The organism is Rossellomorea marisflavi (assembly GCF_009806575.1).
In the GTDB taxonomy this organism is placed as follows: Bacteria; Bacillota; Bacilli; order Bacillales; family Bacillaceae_B; genus Rossellomorea; species Rossellomorea marisflavi_A.
The window spans coordinates 3,998,439-4,015,952 of sequence record NZ_CP047095.1; the positions used below are offsets into that span (position 1 = coordinate 3,998,439).

Annotated in this window: 15 protein-coding genes; 5 read left to right on the plus strand and 10 right to left on the minus strand. The window is 50.6% G+C overall.

Features of this window, described 5'->3' with window-relative positions:
• Positions 1–65: 65 nt before the first annotated feature.
• Positions 66–740: a hypothetical protein gene (locus D5E69_RS20575; RefSeq protein ID WP_159130194.1), complete on the minus strand. Its 675-nt coding sequence runs from the start codon at positions 738–740 to the stop codon at positions 66–68.
• Between the two features lie 31 nt (positions 741–771).
• On the minus strand, positions 772–1,650 hold the full coding sequence (locus D5E69_RS20580) for a helix-turn-helix domain-containing protein (protein ID WP_063191946.1): 879 nt from the start codon (positions 1,648–1,650) through the stop codon (positions 772–774).
• 532 nt (positions 1,651–2,182) lie between these two features.
• Between D5E69_RS20580 and D5E69_RS20585 the strand changes: the two genes are divergently transcribed.
• The gene (locus tag D5E69_RS20585) at positions 2,183–2,506 is read left to right on the plus strand and encodes a hypothetical protein (protein ID WP_156183346.1); all 324 of its coding nucleotides are present in this window, start codon (positions 2,183–2,185) and stop codon (positions 2,504–2,506) included.
• A 30-nt stretch (positions 2,507–2,536) separates the two neighbouring features.
• Here the strand turns inward: D5E69_RS20585 and hutG are convergent, their stop codons facing one another.
• The 8 genes from hutG to D5E69_RS20620 form a co-directional block, all read right to left on the minus strand.
• Positions 2,537–3,478 carry a formimidoylglutamase gene (hutG, locus tag D5E69_RS20590; protein WP_063191947.1) on the minus strand — a complete coding sequence of 314 codons (942 nt, stop codon included), beginning with the start codon at positions 3,476–3,478 and terminating at the stop codon, positions 2,537–2,539.
• Positions 3,462–4,730, minus strand: a complete 1,269-nt coding sequence (gene hutI, locus D5E69_RS20595) for an imidazolonepropionase (protein WP_159130195.1) — start codon at positions 4,728–4,730, stop codon at positions 3,462–3,464. Before hutI ends, hutG begins: the two co-directional genes overlap by 17 nt.
• Complete coding sequence (gene hutU / locus D5E69_RS20600) at positions 4,727–6,400, minus strand: urocanate hydratase (RefSeq protein WP_048004905.1); 1,674 nt, start codon at positions 6,398–6,400, stop codon at positions 4,727–4,729. Before hutU ends, hutI begins: the two co-directional genes overlap by 4 nt.
• Positions 6,393–7,922 (minus strand): histidine ammonia-lyase, encoded by a 1,530-nt coding sequence (hutH, locus tag D5E69_RS20605; protein WP_159130394.1) that lies wholly within the window; start codon positions 7,920–7,922, stop codon positions 6,393–6,395. Before hutH ends, hutU begins: the two co-directional genes overlap by 8 nt.
• 109 nt (positions 7,923–8,031) lie before the next feature.
• On the minus strand, positions 8,032–8,478 hold the full coding sequence (gene hutP, locus D5E69_RS20610) for a histidine utilization transcription antiterminator HutP (protein ID WP_048014200.1): 447 nt from the start codon (positions 8,476–8,478) through the stop codon (positions 8,032–8,034).
• Positions 8,479–8,613: 135 nt separating this feature from the next.
• Positions 8,614–9,087, minus strand: a complete 474-nt coding sequence (locus D5E69_RS20615; RefSeq protein WP_048004902.1) for a hypothetical protein — start codon at positions 9,085–9,087, stop codon at positions 8,614–8,616.
• A 407-nt stretch (positions 9,088–9,494) separates the two neighbouring features.
• Complete coding sequence (locus tag D5E69_RS24000) at positions 9,495–9,821, minus strand: hypothetical protein (protein ID WP_347566717.1); 327 nt, start codon at positions 9,819–9,821, stop codon at positions 9,495–9,497.
• Positions 9,818–11,980 (minus strand): NEW3 domain-containing protein, encoded by a 2,163-nt coding sequence (locus tag D5E69_RS20620; RefSeq protein ID WP_347566718.1) that lies wholly within the window; start codon positions 11,978–11,980, stop codon positions 9,818–9,820. Before D5E69_RS20620 ends, D5E69_RS24000 begins: the two co-directional genes overlap by 4 nt.
• A gap of 445 nt (positions 11,981–12,425) precedes the next feature.
• Between D5E69_RS20620 and D5E69_RS20625 the strand changes: the two genes are divergently transcribed.
• The 4 genes from D5E69_RS20625 to D5E69_RS20640 are packed head-to-tail and all read left to right on the plus strand — an operon-like array spanning position 12,426 to position 17,507.
• Positions 12,426–13,595: an ROK family transcriptional regulator gene (locus D5E69_RS20625; protein ID WP_249931529.1), complete on the plus strand. Its 1,170-nt coding sequence runs from the start codon at positions 12,426–12,428 to the stop codon at positions 13,593–13,595.
• Between the two features lie 16 nt (positions 13,596–13,611).
• A complete protein-coding gene (locus tag D5E69_RS20630; protein ID WP_159130197.1) occupies positions 13,612–14,694 on the plus strand; it encodes an extracellular solute-binding protein in 1,083 nt (360 codons plus the stop codon).
• 15 nt (positions 14,695–14,709) lie between these two features.
• On the plus strand, positions 14,710–15,819 hold the full coding sequence (locus tag D5E69_RS20635) for an ABC transporter ATP-binding protein (protein ID WP_048015276.1): 1,110 nt from the start codon (positions 14,710–14,712) through the stop codon (positions 15,817–15,819).
• A complete protein-coding gene (locus tag D5E69_RS20640) occupies positions 15,816–17,507 on the plus strand; it encodes an ABC transporter permease (protein ID WP_159130198.1) in 1,692 nt (563 codons plus the stop codon). Before D5E69_RS20635 ends, D5E69_RS20640 begins: the two co-directional genes overlap by 4 nt.
• Positions 17,508–17,514: the final 7 nt, after the last annotated feature.

Below are 17,514 nucleotides of genomic sequence, written 5' to 3' on the forward strand. Positions count from 1 at the left end.
CAGGGTTCCATACCCGGAGCGGTTTTCTTTGCATAAAAAAGACACCGGACCTTCTTCCTCCGATGTCATGCTGCTTCGTACTTCCTGCCTTTCTCCCTTTTCCGTAATTGAAGGCCCACAAACAGCGAAACCAAGCCGGCAAATGCTGTTGAAATCAAGGTCAACACCGGGTGATCCTGATAAGGGAGACTGGTATGGTAGCCAATGTTATCTTCCGTCAGCCCCCGGATCCACTGGGTTTCGAGCTTGGAATTCGCACCCGATGAGAAGGTCGACTTTTTTACGACGCCATTTTCATTGATCCGGAACGTCTGGAACTTCTGGTCGCCCTCTTTCATGGCTTCCGGCGTCAATCGGAGGGCCGCAATAAACCACTCTTCCCCGGTTTCCTTTTCCTTCATCAGCTTGTACTGGACAATGCCCTTGAACGCCTTCATGTCGCTCTTTTCATCTGTTTGGTCTCCTGGCACCTTCACCTTGGCCCGCTCCTCTTCCTGAAGCTCCAGGAGCACCTCAGGGCCATCCCGGTACGTCTGCACCTTCACCCCATGGAATACCTGAACCGTTTCCGCATCCTCCGGTGACTGGAACGAATAGCGCTTTTCTATTCCATTCTGATACACAAGCTCCCTGACTGACTGCACGGTGAAATAAAGGACGATGGTGAGCAGGACGGCTCCTGCGGCGAGTAGTAAGACTGAGATGAGTTTTGATAGATTGAAGGGTTTGTTGGTGGTCATTGGGATCACTCAGATCTGAATTATTCTTAAATCACTTTACAGAGAGTTCTTCAATTTTTTTATTTATCAAAGGGATAAATTTATCATCCTGTTGTAGTTCAAAAACAACCAAAGCTTTTTCCATATACGATTTGGCTTCAAGTTTTTTCCCTAAGAGCTCAAAGTTATATCCAATTTGATAATGGAATTGTCCTAATAAATACAAAGTATCTTTTTCTAAAGACCATTTTATTGCATCTCTACAGTACTGATTAGATTCAGTCAGTTTATTTAACCTTGTTAAAACCCTAGTCATGTTATACAGTAACCTGCTTTTAATCGTGTAATCGTTAAGATGAGGTAAAACTTTTATATGATCCTGAATTTCTTCAAATATGTCTAATGCCTTTTCTAAATCTTCTTTAACATATATAGCGCCAATCGAAAGTAATATCTCCAACTCTCTTTCGGTTAAGACTTTACTAATAGACTGTGTCATTTCTATTGCTTTCCTTAAAGTTAATATTGCTTTATCTACATCTTTTTCGACTTCGAATATATATATTCCTTTGTGCCACAGTAATAATTGATAGTTTCTAGAATTCTGAGCGAACAATGGATTTTCTTCTTCTATTTTTACAATATCCATCATTTCCTTATACTTATGTTCTCTTCTTGCAATTTTTAATTGCTTCGTTACTTCTTGCACATAATCTAACCGGGGTGTCATTCCTATATCAAAAAAATAATTTACATCCACCCCTAATTTTTGAGAAATTAAATATAGTGTGGAAGCATAAGGGAAAACAATTCCTTTTTCAATTTTACTTATTTGAGCTTGAGTGCATATACCCAACGATAATTCTTCTTGAGAAAGACCGATATTTTTTCTTAATTCTTTGATTTTTTTTCCTACCGCTGAAAAATCCATCAATTTATTCTCCCCTAAAAATATTCCTAAAATTATATTTCCGAAAGAAATCTTATGATATGCTATGTGAGCATGCTGAAAAATAGTCTATAAGACCTCACATTACAATTATCTTAATACGATTATTGTGTTTTAATAATAATAACACTTTTATGTATATAATAGCCGAAAAAACTTTATTTGAGAAAGGGATGAAATACCTATGAAGAAACGTTTGTTCGCAATTTTAACCGCTTCCATACTAGTGTTTGGAGTTGCCGGGTTAATTTCAAACCCAACAAGTCTTCCCACTCTCCAACGCGAATTACCTAATGAATACTAATAAACTTATCACTTCCTTCGAGGAAGTTTTTTTTATTGAACTACACTTCACTTCCACTTTTGTAAATATGCCTAAAGTTATATAAATACTCAAAAACAGAACATATTTACCCAAAATCAAAGATGCATCAATTATATACCTTACTGAGCCAAAATCCCCTTGTTTTTAAGGTGTGGTAGTATAAAAGTACAATAAAAGAAAGGGGGCTTCATGATGAATAGCATAAGCATGAAAGTAAATCCTCTATATTCTGAAATTGATTTGTCGATTCAGTTCCATTTTGAGTTCTTGCAAGGTGATTGCAAGGTCGGGGAGGCACTCGCATCCACGTATCCGATCGAGAATCATCAGCAAGCCCTCAAGCCTAAGCATTTGTCGTTTCCAAAGGTAGAAAAATGTGCAGTCATTGATTTGTTTGATGTCGTTGGGGATTTGGAGAAGGGCTGTCTGAAAAAGCTCCACCACTTCCTGAAGGTGATCGGAATGAAAGAAGTTCATGCAGGTTATGACATACAGCGAGAAAGCATGGTATAAGAAAAGGCGGTCCTCATGGGCCGCCTTTTCTTATGAGTTGAGGACCGCTGCCGTTTCCACTACAAGGAGCGCTGCGATCCGGCTCGTCATATCCCTGAAATCAAGTGTAGGGTCGATCTCCACGATATCCATGGCCGTGATCTTAGGGTGCTTCAGAGCCTCGTGGAGGCCTTTCAGAAGCTCTTCAGGACTCATGCCTCCTGGACTGATGGCAGGGCAACCCGGAGCGTAGGATTGATCGAGGACGTCCATGTCCACGGACAGATAGATGACGTCAACCCGACCCTTCAGCATCTCGATTCCCTGGCGGACAAGTTCTGCCGTCCCCCTCTCCCTTACGTCTTTCATTGTATGAACCGTCACACCCTGATCGAGGGCGTATTCATGATAGGCTTTTGCATTGCTGTAGTTGCGGATGCCGATCTGGATGAGATTCTCTCCCTTTATGATTCCTTCCTGTAGCAGCCTTCTGAACGGGGTCCCGTTGGTGGGTCCGCCATCCTCTGTGTTCCGGAGGTCGTGGTGGGCATCGAACTGGATGGTCCCTACCGTCCCTTTTTCTTCGCAAAAAGCTTTGACAGCGGATGTGGTGATGGAATGATCCCCTCCGAGCAGGATCGTGAACGGAGCCGCTTCCTGAGTCATTACATGACGGACGGCTGTGGTGATCCGTTCATGTGATTCCATTATGGAGGTCGGGTGCATCACGACATCGCCAAAATCGATGAGGGGGGAAGTGAAATCTTGCCCGCTCTCGATCCTGTAGGTGGTGAATCCATTCAGGGCGTTCCGGATCGCACCCGGTGCGAAGCTTGCCCCTGAATGGGAAATGGACGGCTTGGATAAGGGGACGCCCAGGATGGCCGCTGCTCCCCTTTCCCCTTCTTCCCACGGCTTCAGGAGCTCGGCGACCTTTGTGGTATAACGATCCTTGAATGCCGCCTGCCCTGCCGGTTTAATAGGCATATTCATGGTCGATTCTCCTGCGGTACACGACGCGGCCCGATTTCACGACGGCAGCCGTGTGATTGACTCCGTAATGATACGGGATGTAGTGGTGGTTCGGTGCATCCCAAAGGACGATATCCGCCTTCCTGCCGACGGCAATCTTCCCGGCCACGTCTCCACGGTTGATGGCATGGGCCGCATTGACGGTGACGGAGTTCCAGATCTCCTCCGGTGTCATCTTCAGCTGCAGGGAAGCGAGGTTCATGATAAGCTGCAGGTTTTCCGTCGGTGAGCTTCCCGGATTGAAATCCGTTGAAAGCGTGACGGCGGCCCCTGCCTCGATCATACCTCTTGCATTCGCATATTTCCCTTTGTTCAGGTAGAACGACGTGCCCGGTAACAGGACGGCAATCGTATTCCCTTCCCCGAGGGCCTTGATGCCTTCAGGGGATGCCCCGACGAGGTGATCGCCGCTGATGGCACCGATCCCGACGGCCATTTCCGTACCGCCTAGAGGATCGATTTCATCTGCATGGATTTTCACCGAGAAGCCCTTCTCTTTTGCTTTCAGAAGGAAAGCTCTGGACTGGTCCACGGAGAATACCCCGGTCTCACAGAAGATGTCGACGAATTCAGCAAGCTCGTCTCTTTCGATATCTTGCAGCAGATGTAGCATGGCATCCAAAAACGCCTCTGGTTCCTCTTTGTATTCAGGCGGGATGGCGTGGGCTCCAAGGAACGTCGAGACGATCTCGACTGGATGCTCATGGTTGAGCTGTTTGGCGACCCTGAGCTGCTTCAGCTCGGTTTCCTTATCCAGGCCGTAGCCCGATTTCGCTTCGACCGTGGTGACGCCATGGGAAAGCATCCGGTCCAGGTGGAATTTGGCCTTGGCTAGGAGCTCTTCCTCCGTCGCCTGCCGTGTAGCGCCTACGGTGGAAAGGATGCCTCCTCCCTGCTTGAGGATCTCGAGATACGGGACCCCCTGCTGCTTCAGGGCCATTTCGTGCTCCCTTGATCCCCCGAATACGAGATGGGTATGGGGGTCGACGAGACCTGGCGAAACGAGCTTCCCTCCTGCGTCCAGCCGCTCTTTTGCATGAAGGCTTGCTGCCTCTTCCTGTGTCCCGACCCAGGCAACGAGGCCGTCCTTGATGGCAATGGCCGCGTTCTTTTTCACTGGGAGGTGCTTCATGTCTTCTCCCCTGACCGGCCCCTCTCCATGGTCCATGGTGAGGAGCTCGCCAATATGTTCGATGATCAGATCGTATGTCATTCTTCATTCCCCCTCTTCATCGGGATATGGATCCCATGCTTTTCCGCGGTCTCGTTGGCGATGTCATACCCTGCATCTGCGTGACGGATGACGCCCATCCCCGGATCCGAGGTGAGTACCCGCTCCAGCCGTTCCTTCGCGAGGTCCGTGCCGTCTGCCACAGCAACCATCCCGGCGTGGAGGGAGTAGCCCATGCCGACTCCACCGCCGTGGTGGAAGGAAATCCACGAACCACCTGCTGCGGTGTTGATGAGGGCATTCAGGATTGCCCAGTCACCGACGGCATCGCTTCCGTCCATCATGCTTTCGGTTTCCCGGTTCGGGGAAGCGACGGACCCACAGTCGAGATGGTCGCGTCCGATGACGATCGGTGCTTTCAGCTCCCCGTTTCTCACCAGTTCATTGATGGCAAGGCCCATCTTCACGCGCTCTCCGTATCCGAGCCAGCAGATCCGTGAAGGAAGCCCTTGGAATGCCACTTTCTCCTGGGCCATATCGATCCAGCGGTTGAGGGCCTCATTCTCAGGGAAGAGCTCCTTGATCAGCCGGTCCGTCCGGTGGATGTCTGCAGGGTCACCTGAGAGGGCTGCCCAGCGGAACGGTCCTTTACCTTCGCAGAAGAGCGGACGGATATAGGCCGGGACGAAGCCAGGGAATGCGAAGGCATCCTCGACACCTTCATCCTTGGCAACCTGACGGATGTTGTTGCCGTAATCGAAAACGATGCTGCCGCACTTCTGGAACTCGAGCATCGCCTCCACATGCTTCGCCATGCTCTTCTTGGAATGGTGCGTATAGCGTTTCGGATCGGAACTTCGCAGCTCTGCCGCTTCCTTGAGGCTGTAACCTTCCGGGACATACCCGTTCAATGGATCATGCGCCGACGTCTGATCGGTGACGATATCGATCTTCACCCCGCGGCGGAGCAGCTCATGATGGACTTCTGCGGCATTCCCAAGAAGGCCGATGGAGAGCGCTTCCCCTTTATCTCGGGCTTCATGGGCCATCAGGAGGGCTTCATCAATGGAGTCTGTCTTCACATCGCAGTACCGGGTGTCCAGGCGCTTATCGATCCGTTCCTCATCCACATCGACGGCGATGACGACCCCTCCGTTCATGGTGACGGCAAGGGGCTGAGCACCGCCCATCCCACCGAGTCCGGCCGTCAGGGTGATGGTACCCTTCAGGGATCCGTTGTAATGTTTTTTGGCAAGGGCTGCAAATGTCTCGTATGTGCCCTGGAGGATTCCCTGGGTCCCGATGTAGATCCAGCTTCCCGCCGTCATCTGCCCATACATGATGAGTCCCTTCTTGTCGAGCTCATGGAAGTGATCCCAGTCCGCCCATTTCGGTACGAGGACGGAGTTGGACAGAAGCACCCTCGGGGCTGCTGTGTGGGTCCTGAATTTGCCGACAGGCTTACCCGACTGGATCAGGAGGGTCTCATCATTCTCCAGTTCCCGTAAGGAGCGGACGATGGCATCGAAGGATTCCCAGTTCCGGGCAGCCTTCCCGATTCCTCCGTATACGACGAGCTCCTCAGGGATTTCCGCTACTTCGGGGTCAAGATTGTTGTAGAGCATGCGGAGGACCGCTTCCTGTTCCCACCCTTTGCATTCAATCTCTGTTCCTTTTTTCACACGTACGATTCGTTTATCCGCTTTAACCATTGGTCGTTTCCTCCTTCGTCTCAGTCGAAATGATGGTGCGCAGTTGAATGGATTGAAGCCATGAAGCTGCGGCTTCGATATCTTTCGAGAATATACGGTCCTTGGTGATGCTCGGGATGACCTTGCGTGCCTCATTGTAGAAGCGCTTCGTGCTCGGTGCCATGAGATCCACTCCCCGGTGCTCCACAGCTTGAAGGCTGCAGACGAGCTCGATGGCCACGACGCGCCGGGTGTTCTGAAGGATCTGATAGGCGTGGCGGGAGCCGATCGTACCCATGCTCACATGATCTTCCTGGTTCGCAGACGACGGGATGGAATCGACGCTCGCCGGATGGGCCAGGGTTTTATTTTCCGATACAAGGGAGGCGGCACAGTATTGCATGATCATCGCTCCAGACTGAAGACCGGGCTCGGGGCTCAGGAACGGCGGCAGGTCGCTCAGCTGCGGATTGACGAGGCGCTCGATCCTCCGCTCGGAGATATTGGCAAGCTCAGCGACGGCGATCTTCATGAAGTCCATGGCGAAGGCGATCGGCTGACCGTGGAAGTTACCTCCCGAGATGATCTTCTCACCGTCTTCAAAGATCAGTGGATTATCTGTCGCCGCGTTCATCTCGATCTCGAGCTTTTCCTTCACATAGTCGAGGGCCTGCCACGAAGCGCCGTGCACCTGCGGGATGCACCGGAGTGAATAAGCATCCTGGACCCTGAGCTCCCCCTGCCTCGTCGTCAGTCTGCTGCCCTGGAGATAGCCCCGGATCCGCGAGGCTGTGTCGACCTGCTGCGTATAGCCCCTGGCCAGATGCACATCTTCATCGAAAGCATCGGTGATCCCCCTCAGTCCTTCCATTGTGAGGCTCGCGATCAGCTCGCTCTGATGGGCGAGTTCTTCTGCTTCCAGATAGCCGATGACCCCCATGGCCGTCATCGCCTGCGTTCCGTTGATCAAGGCAAGGCCTTCTTTTGCCTGGAGCTGGATCGGGAAAATGTTTTCTTTTGAAAGGACGGTCAGGGTGTCATGGATCCCGCCGCGATAGTGCACCTGCCCTTCTCCCATGAGTGCGAGGGCGAGATGGGAAAGGGGGGCAAGATCTCCGCTTGCACCGAGTGATCCCTGCTGTGGAACGACGGGATGGATTTCCTTATTGAGGAACTCCACCAATCGCTCAACGATGACGGGCCGCACGCCCGAGTACCCTTTCAGCAGGGCATTCGCCCTCAAGAGGAGCATCGCCCTCGAGACGTTCTCTGGGAACGGATCCCCCACTCCGCATGCGTGGGAGTGGATCAGGTTCAGCTGCAGCTCTTCTACATCCTCAGGATCGATGAGAACATCACTGAACTTCCCGAATCCTGTGTTGATGCCGTATACGACCCGCTTTTCCTTCACGATCCGCTCAACCGCTTCACGACTTTTCTTTACCCTGTCCATGCTTTCCTGCGATAGGGTGACGAACACCTTCTCATCGATTACCTGCTTTGCCTGAGCCAATGTCAGGGAGCAGCCTGTCAATTCCACCATCACGATCACCTCGTTATAATTGTTTGTCCACATGAAAAGGAGGCTCGGTCAAAGACAGAATCCTGTCCTTGACCGAGCCTCCTTTCGACTGATTTCTATAGGCTCTTATTTACATATGATTGATTCCGAGACCGATCGTCTCATGTTCAAGTCCCTTCACCGGGGCACCGATGGTCCCATATAGGGCGACGGCGATCCACTCGCCTTCCTCTTCCCTGGGATAGGGTGTTCCCCTGACGACCGCAAAGCTCAGCCCCACTGTCCTGAGAACCTCTCCCAGCTGGGCATGGCCCCTCGTGACGCCCGTGAGTGCTTCCATGATGGCATGGTAAAGAGCGTGCATGTCGCGGTACAGGTCTTCACGGACGATATCGCTCCGCTTCGCAGCGGTCTCGATGGCCGCGACGATCTTTTGGCTGTCCATCGATCCGATCCTGCCGGTGCAGTAGCTCCAGTTCAGTTCGTTGAAATGTCGGTTCCAGTCCTCTTCTGACCTCTCGGTGAGAAGAAGGAGCATGGCATTTTTGCCGATCCGGTTATTCCCTGCTGTTTTCATGGAGTCATCACCTTGAGAGAAAATTCTAAACATACTAATAACTATCTTCATTGTATGTAGGATATCGGCCAAGGTCAACGGAAATCATCGTGATTTTAGAAACTTAGAGAGGTAGTTCGGTAGCGGGGTAAAGCCTCATTCCCCCACGCTTCTTCCTCTTTTGTACACATTGGGCTTCCATTGGAAGGTGACCGTTCTGGCATCGGTCTTTAAACTGAAGAATGAGAGTATATCACTTTTTATGTCGTCATCGAGGGGGTCTTCATGCGGGTGGGAAGGCAGGATATTCAATCGGGTCATCGTATTCGTTTTTTCCACAATGAGCTTGCATACCGCGATCGTGTTCGCGTCGATATCCACACATTTGAATGGCAAGGAGCTTCCTTCGGCGATCGGAAGGGCATACAGGGTGCAGCCTGCCGTTTCCATGATAAAGTTCGAATACAGGATTCCCTTTAGAGGATGTGAAAATCCGGGCGGTCTGCAGATCGCGACGATCCCTTCCTTGTAGTGCTTCCCTTCGAAGAGGAGCAGGTGCTTATTCTTCCAATCGGCCTTGCGTCTCGTCAGATCATACTCTTCGAAAACAATCAGATATTCTCTTGCCATTGTATCCTCCTTTATAACTAGTAATATTTTACTACTTCTGGTTTATTCTACATATAATGTGGTTTTTCCTCCTTGTTTTACAAACATAATAGTATTTTTTAACTTTATAATGCTATTATCACCACCCTTATAGCGGGTGTATGAAATAGGTTCTCTATACCGCTCATGATTTTTGTGCAAGACTTCGCTTTCCTCGGGTAGCCCTAGAGTCGGTCTCACATCAGCTACTCTTCCCGCAGGATTCTCCGTCTTGCACTCCAATCAACCGCTTGAAACGATGATGGTCATGAAACAAATGAAGAACCCGAACTATTGCCTGATCGCAGGCAAGTGAATTCGGGTTTTTCTATGACTCAAACACTTTGACCCAGCCTGGTTTTCAGGTGGACCTTATTCAGACGCCATGATCATTCCCCTTGACCATAGCTCAGGAGATTGGTAAAGATGCGATAGCCTCCCGGAACCTGACCTTGTATCTGGCGATAGAAGACCAGATTGGTATAAAGATAGGTGCCTTCTCCGTAAGGCGCCATGAGGATTCCCCCATCGAATGATTCTTCTCCTGGATCATTCATGCGGACGAATGTTTCATAACGGCTATCCCAATCCATCGGGTAGTAGAGGCCCCTTTCCTGTACCCAGTTGTCCCAGTCGTTCTTGGAGAGAACATTAGGATAAGAGAAGAGACTGGACTCAGGCTTCAGGAGCTCGACGTCTGCATTTTCATCCGTCACCCTCCAGCGAATGGATGGATTACCGATCGTGAGTGGATAAGGTGCCGTTGTGGCTGCATCCCATCTGTCATTCGGTTTATGATACTGAACGACAAGATGTCCCCCTCCTCCACGTACGTCTTCAACCGTTCGTTATTCTCGGTGAGTGCATCGCGGGAGAGATAGGCCCTGATCCCCGTGACGATCGTATCAAATTGGGATAGATCGCCGGAAGCGAGATCCTCATCCGTCAATTTGGTTATATCCATTCCGACATTGGACAGGTAGTCAGCCACCTGATCGAAGCCGCTCTCGATATACCCAACCTTCATTCCTTCAGGGGTCAGGAGCTCGAAGGAAACCCCATTGATTCCTGCATCATACTGGTAGTAAAACGTACCGATGTGACTGTAGGTGATTTCCTGGACCGTGGTACCGAATGTTTTCCCGTCAACCTTTGCCTGTGCCCTTATCTTGAAATCCCCTTCTTCAATCTCTGCAGGCGAATGAAGGACAAAGTCAGCTGATTTCTTTTCTTTATGTTCCGTTAAGGGGACGTCTACTGATGAAGGCGTAACCGTCCATCCTTCAGGGACCTCGAGGGAAACCCTGGCATTCGCTTTTCCTTTCTTGTAGTTCGTCACCTCGACACTGACGGGTACGTCGGCCTTCACATCCGCCGTGTTCACGACAAGGTCTTCCGGGCTCATGGTAAGACCGACATCCGGAAGGACGGCAATGGTGCCGTTCAGCTCCTCTTTCTGCACCGTTTCCACTGAACCGGAACGGAACTTGACCAATGCCTGGATCACCGGTTCTTCATACGCATGGTATGTTTCTGCGTCTTCTGGAACATCCACTTTGAATGTGAACGTTCGCTCTTCACCCGGCTTCAGGTTTTTCTTCTTCGTCTTTTTCGAGAAGTGGAAAGGCGTGTCCAGGGTGACATCTGCATTCTTCAGAACATGGTTGCCCCCATTTTTCAAGGCCACCTCCACTTTTACTTGCTGCCCACCTGTCAGCACGTCGGATTCCGATGTTGCCTGGACATCAAGACCGGATGACATGTAGCTTACATTCATGAGCTGCTCTTCCTTCAAGGATAGCTTGTGAAGGAGATCCTCCTTCAATCCTGAGTCAAGTTTGGCTTTCTTCGTCTTCTTGATGGCCTCTTCTACCAGCTTCAAGGATTTCTGGGCCTCTTTGAATGCTTCAGAACGATCCGGATAGCTGGAAATCGTCCGTTCGAGCTGGCTTTGGAGCTTGCGATACTGCTTCACGAGAGATTTCTCTTTCTTTGGAAGCTTCCCCGCCCATTCGTTGAAATCATAAGGAACCCCTTTAAAGAGCTGGTCCTTCCCGGAGGACGAATCACGGGATTTTACCAATTCAAGGTGCACCTGTCTTGGAGCCACGGGGATCTCGCTCCCCATTCCCTGGCTTTTATGGAGGAAACGGGATTCTTCCCCGATTTGAGGATATGATTTCCCGTAGATGTCATCGAGCATGCCGATTTCAATCGATGATGTGGCGCTCTCTTTTGACTCTGCCGGTAAGTAAAGTTTTTTGATTTTCCAAGGGGACAGGCCTTCTTTAAGGTGGTCCGGATAAACGGACGGATCGGCTGCATCTTCAAATGCACGCTGAGTCAGGATCGATATCGCCCTGTGATGTCCATGCTGGGAATCGACATCGCGGAAGGACGGCATCACGATATCCGGCTGATAGGTTCGGATGAAGCGGATCAACCGCTCATAGGTAAGGTCTTCCCCCCATTTGGAGAGGGTTTCTTCTGGAGTCTTCGAAAATCCGAAGTCATAGATGGGATCAGAGGTGGTTTCACTGAGGTGGTATGCTTTTACGCCTGTCACTTTCGCTGCTTCAATCATTTCCCTCGAACGGATGATGCCCAGGGCATTGTCGAGCTCTTGGCCGATTTCATTCTGGCCGCCTTCCCCCCGGTTGGCAATGAGGCTGGACGTCTTCACTCCCAGGCCCCTGGAGAGATAGGCGAGGAAATCACTCCGTTCATCGTCAGGATGCGCTCCTGTATTCAGGAAGGTTACGGTCGTTTCAAGTGGTTTGAGGGCACTCCAAAGTTCGGGGTCCTCTTCGCGGGCCAAAGGATTCATCGGAAGGACAAGTAAGAAGGCGATCAGAAGGCAAATCAGTTTCTTCATGTTCATGCTCCTCTCAAATTGGATTACCGCATGCGAATGACATCCCTCCTCCGGGTTGGTTTGTTTATCTTTTTAACGAACTGAAGGTTGTTTTTTCCGTTCTTTTCATTAGTAGCACAGGCATATATTTCCTGTAAATGGGTCAATGACCCGACCAGTAAAGCGCTCACATGTCATAAGGAGGAAAAATTCGACAAAATCGTTGGAGGTCCTACCCGATTCCACTAGCTAGGAACACAGCTTCACGTGTTGATATGACGGGGTTTTCAACTTTTCTTATCAAGTGGGTACAAAGTATGTCATTTTGTCGATTAATTCTGAATAATAAAAATATTAATTGTGAGAGGAACAGAACTACTGTATATTTTTAGTTGATTAGTTAGGTTCACTAACAAAATACGAAAGCCGTGATGCAATGAATCAACGTGTGCCACAATCGAAAGCAATGAACAAAAAACGAGTATTGCACTGCATTCAGCAAGAATCCCCCATCTCCAGAGCCGGTATCGCCGCAAAAATCCATCTCAGTAAGCCGACCGTCTCCCTTCTCGTCGATGAGCTTCTCCAGGAAAACAAAGTGTATGAAAAAGGCATCGGGCCCTCCTCATCACAGGGAGGAAGAAAGCCCATCCATTTATATTTCAATGCACGTGCAGCTTACGTCATCGGAACGGATATTGGCGGCACGAAAGTCAAAACCATCCTCTCAGACCTAAACGGCACCATCATCCACACCAAAAGCTTTTCTACTGCCAGCCACCTAAGAACCGGTTTACTTGAACAACTGTCGAAGGACGTCTCCTCCATGCTAGCTGCTGAAGGGATCGACGTGACGGATGTCCTCGGAATGGGCATCGGTGTGCCCGGAATTACGAAGAACGGTGTCGTCATCGATGCCCCTAGTCTCGACTGGGTCCGCTATCCCATCCAATCAGAAGCCGAGCGCCACTTCCCTTTTCCCGTTTATGTGGAAAATGACGTGAATGTGGCCGTATTGGGGGAACAGTGGATCGGAAACGCCAGGAATAAAAAGCATGTGCTTTTCATTGCTGTCGGCACGGGAATCGGCAGCGGGATCATCATTCACGATCAACTATACCGGGGGTCCACCCATGCTTCCGGGGAAGTGGGCTATATGGTGACGGACAGACGCGACCTGGAGGGTGACTTCCAGCCGATCTTCCATCGTTACGGCTATCTCGAGAGCGTGGCCGGAGGGAAGGCAATCGGGGCAACGTTCACCCGGTCCGTGGCCCTAGACCCGGCCCACCCGGCTCATCAAGCGGCCATGGCAGGTGAACTGTCTGGTGAACTTGCCTTTCGATACGCATCTGAAGGCGATGCCGTCGCCATGGCGATCGTGGATGATGCCATTACGCAATTGGGGTATGGCATCATCAATGCTGCAAGTGTATTGAATCCTGAAGTCATCATTTTAGGGGGTGGTGTCTTGAAATCGGCAGATTATATCTTGCCGAAGCTTGAACGGATGGTCAATGAGTATCTTCCCATCCCGGTTGAGCTGAAAGTGTCTGAATTAGGGTCGAATGTCGGTGTGATCGGGGCCGTTTCTTTATTTCTCCGAGAGCATGAAGGCACTGGCCACTTATTATGATCAGGGGGAATGAACGATGCTATTAAAGAAAAAACAATCGGCTTTTGCGGTGTTATCACTGTCAGCCATGCTTGTCCTTTCCGCATGCGGGGGATCAGAGAAAGGTTCAGGCAGTGAAAATAAAGAAGGCAAGGACTTCGAAGATAAAATCGTCGTCTACTCCCCTCACGGGAAAGATATTCTCTCGAAATTCGAGCAGCAGTTCGAGGAAAAATACAACATCGACGTGGAATGGCTGGACATGGGTTCTCAGGAGATCCTTGACCGGGTCCGTTCCGAAAAGAATAATCCACAAGCCGATGTATGGTGGGGTGCCCCTTCCACGAACTTCGACCAAGCCAAGGATGAAGGTCTGTTGACACCATATGAACCGACGTATGCAGACAGTCTGGCAGACGGCTTCCACGATCCAGACTGGAACTGGTCGGGAACAAGCCAGACACCGGAAGTAATCATGTACAACAGCAAGAAGGTCTCTGCTGATGAAGCACCGAAGGATTGGGATGAACTCCTTGATTCCAAATGGAAGGATGAAATCATCATCCGCTATCCACTGGCCTCTGGAACCATGAGGACGATCTTCTCTGCCATGATCTACCGTGACTTCAAAGATTCAAATGATCCGGCCAAGGGCTATGAGTGGCTCGAGAAGCTGGATGCCAATACGAAGGAATACTCGGCCAACCCTGAAATGATGTACAACAAGGTAGCCAAAGGCGAAGGAACCATCTCCGTCTGGGCCATGCCGGATGTCGTCATGCTGAAGGAAAACAAAAATTATCCATTCGAATTCATCATTCCTGAAAGTGGGACGCCTGTATTGACAGAAGGGATCGCCCTCGTCAAAGACGGCCCTCATCCGAAAGCTGCTGAAGCCTTCTACGAATTCGTCAACACGCCGGAAGCCGCTAAGCTGTTGGCTGATGAATTCTACCGTATCCCAACCCGGGACGACGTAGAAGGACTCCCTTCATGGATCACGGATACCGAAATCAAAAGCATGGAGATCGATTGGAAGGTATTCCAGGAAAACAGCGATGAATGGATGAAACATTGGGATGAGAACATCAAAAACGGGGACAAAGAAATCAAAGAATAGGAAGTGTAAGCGAAAATGGCGTCCATACAAATAGATAGCGTCCAAAAAACCTTCGGAAAGGTCACAGCAGTCGATCACCTTGATCTTGCCATCAAAGATGGTGAATTCTTCACCTTCCTCGGTCCGAGCGGCTGCGGGAAAACGACAACCTTGAGAATGATCGCAGGATTCTACTATCCCACCAAAGGGGTCGTCCGATTCGGTGACAAAGATATGACGCGGGTGCCACCAGAAAAGCGGAATACGGGTATGGTGTTCCAAAACTATGCCCTATTCCCTCATATGACTGTTTTCGAAAACGTGGCATTCGGTCTCAGGGTCCGTAAATTGAACATCAAAGAAGTGAAAGCGCGGGTGAAGAATGTCTTGGAGAAGGTACGCCTCGACCAATATGCCGAGCGCCAGGTCAGCCAGCTCAGCGGAGGTCAACAGCAGCGCGTCGCCCTCGCCCGGGCCCTCGTCATCGAGCCTGAAATCCTCCTACTCGATGAACCGCTCAGTAACCTGGATGCGAAACTCAGGGACGAGATGCGGAGCGAGATCCTGCGGTTGCAGAAAGAGTACAACATCACGACCATCTATGTTACCCATGATCAGGCGGAAGCCCTTTCCATGAGCGACCGGATCGCCGTCTTCAATTACGGCGTCTGTCATCAGGTAGGGACGCCTGCCGAGATCTATAATGAGCCCGCAAACGATTTTGTAGCTAGTTTCATAGGGGAGATCAATCTCTTGCCGGCCGCCATCGAGGAACGGGAAGGGGGAATGGCGTACGCCACGGTGCTGAGCGGGGCCCTCCCCCGCCCCATTGCGGTGCGCGGGAATAACATTATCACTGCCGGTGCTGCGGGGCAAGGCACCGCACTATCAATCCGTCCAGAAGCGATCAATCTTGTTGACTCTTCAAGGAGCGCAGATGAGAACGTATTCCCAGGCGTCATCAAGGAGATCCACTTCTTCGGCTCCGTGATCAATGTCATGGTCGAAGCGGACAACCAACTCATCCGCGTGCATACGCTTAATGGTGAAGGGTCACGCTCATTGCATGCAGGCTCCCCGGTTTTCATCGAACTGCCGAAGGAGCATATCCGGGTGATTCCCATGGTCAGCGGTGATCCCTCATGATGAAGAACCGCGATCATCGTCTCACCCTATGGCTGCTCATACCAGTCCTGCTCGTCTTGATCGCTTATGTTCTCTACCCGTCGCTTCGGACATTCCTTGAGAGCATGAACACAAAAGAAGGAGTCGGCCTCGGGAACTACGGGGATTTCTTCACACAGGAATCCAAGACGAATCTTGAGGCATTATGGAATTCCGTGTACATTTCCCTATTGAGCGTCCTTGCCAGTGCCATCATCGGGGTGCCCCTTGCCTTCATCTTCAATCGATATGACTTTCCCGGCCGGGGGTTCTTCTCGACGGCAGCCATCATGCCCATCGTCCTCCCTTCCCTGGTCGGGGTCATGGCATTCATGTTCCTTTATGGCGAAACCGGGCTTGTTCCGAATGCCATCAAGGATTTGTTCCATCTTGACGAAGTTCCGTTCAAGATCGGGGGCGTCTCCGGCATTCTCATCGTCCATGCCTATACGATGTATGTGTACTTTTATATGACCGTTTCTGCGGCAATCAATAAGATCGATCCTTCCCTCGAGGAAGCAGCCCATAATCTTGGAGCAAGTCGATTCAGCGTGTTCTGGAAGGTCACCTTCCCGTTGCTCACACCTGCCATTGTGGCCGCTTCCCTCTTGGTGTTCATGATCTCCATGGCATCATTCAGTGCGCCTTTCCTTCTCGCAGGAGGATTCAGGGTGCTCAGCCTGCAAATCTATTTTTCTAAAATCAATGGCGATATGGAGGTCGCTGCGACTCAGTCTGTCATTCTGTCCATCGTTTCGATCAGCTTCCTTTTGTTCATGAGGTGGTATCAGAACCGCAAGGACTACCGGATGGCCTCGAAGGGGATCGGCGCTCACCGGAGCGAAGTGAAGAATCCCTTCATGAAGTGGGTGCTGGTGGCGACGGGGATCATCGGGGTCTTCATCCTGCTCCTGCCTCATTTCACGATCCTTCTTCTCTCCCTTGTGCCCGATGGTACGTGGACCTGGCAGACCTATCCGTCCGTATTCAACTTTGAGAACTACCGGCTTCTCTTCGAAGATCCAAATATCTTCAAGCCGCTGAAAAACAGCTTGATTCTATCATTTATTGCGACGGCGGGGAATCTCGTATTCGGGGTCCTGACCTCCTATCTTCTCGTGAAGCGGAGATTCGTCGGGAAGGGCTTCGTCGACGTCCTTGTCATGATTCCCTGGGCGCTTCCGGCAACGGTCATCGGGATGAACTTGATCTTTGCCTTCAATGAACCTTCCATTTTCTCGTTCGGAAATATCCTGGTCGGGACGTTTTGGATCCTGCCCCTTGCCTATTTCGTCAGACATATCCCGCTTGTGGTCCGCTCGACGAATGCCGCACTGGAACAGCTCGATGATTCCATTGAAGAGGCGGCCAGAAGCCTTGGTGCAAAATGGTTCTATACGTTCCGCAAAGTGATCCTTCCCATCATCATGCCCGGCGTCCTTGCGGGGACATTGCTGGCCTTTGTCGAATCCGTAGGGGAATTCCCGACATCGGTGTTGTTGTACACGATTTCAAACAGGCCCATATCCATTGAAATCATGAATCAGCTCCGCATGTTCAATATGGGGCAGGCGGCAGCCTACGGGATGATCCAGATCACCTTGATCGCCGTCGTCCTCCTGATCTCGAATAAGGTATTCGGAGTAAAAGCTGAGAAATCTTTATCCTAGGAGTGGA

Bases quoted from the DNA above. Each gene is read 5' to 3' on its own strand.
- D5E69_RS20575 (WP_159130194.1), bottom strand. From the start codon at position 740: ATGACCACCAACAAACCCTTCAATCTATCAAAACTCATCTCAGTCTTA.
- D5E69_RS20580 (WP_063191946.1), bottom strand. From the start codon at position 1,650: ATGGATTTTTCAGCGGTAGGAAAAAAAATCAAAGAATTAAGAAAAAAT.
- D5E69_RS20585 (WP_156183346.1), top strand. From the start codon at position 2,183: ATGATGAATAGCATAAGCATGAAAGTAAATCCTCTATATTCTGAAATT.
- hutG (WP_063191947.1), bottom strand. From the start codon at position 3,478: ATGAATATGCCTATTAAACCGGCAGGGCAGGCGGCATTCAAGGATCGT.
- hutI (WP_159130195.1), bottom strand. From the start codon at position 4,730: ATGACATACGATCTGATCATCGAACATATTGGCGAGCTCCTCACCATG.
- hutU (WP_048004905.1), bottom strand. From the start codon at position 6,400: ATGGTTAAAGCGGATAAACGAATCGTACGTGTGAAAAAAGGAACAGAG.
- hutH (WP_159130394.1), bottom strand. From the start codon at position 7,922: ATGGTGGAATTGACAGGCTGCTCCCTGACATTGGCTCAGGCAAAGCAG.
- hutP (WP_048014200.1), bottom strand. From the start codon at position 8,478: ATGAAAACAGCAGGGAATAACCGGATCGGCAAAAATGCCATGCTCCTT.
- D5E69_RS20615 (WP_048004902.1), bottom strand. From the start codon at position 9,087: ATGGCAAGAGAATATCTGATTGTTTTCGAAGAGTATGATCTGACGAGA.
- D5E69_RS20620 (WP_347566718.1), bottom strand. From the start codon at position 11,980: ATGAAGAAACTGATTTGCCTTCTGATCGCCTTCTTACTTGTCCTTCCG.
- D5E69_RS20625 (WP_249931529.1), top strand. From the start codon at position 12,426: ATGAACAAAAAACGAGTATTGCACTGCATTCAGCAAGAATCCCCCATC.
- D5E69_RS20630 (WP_159130197.1), top strand. From the start codon at position 13,612: ATGCTATTAAAGAAAAAACAATCGGCTTTTGCGGTGTTATCACTGTCA.
- D5E69_RS20635 (WP_048015276.1), top strand. From the start codon at position 14,710: ATGGCGTCCATACAAATAGATAGCGTCCAAAAAACCTTCGGAAAGGTC.
- D5E69_RS20640 (WP_159130198.1), top strand. From the start codon at position 15,816: ATGATGAAGAACCGCGATCATCGTCTCACCCTATGGCTGCTCATACCA.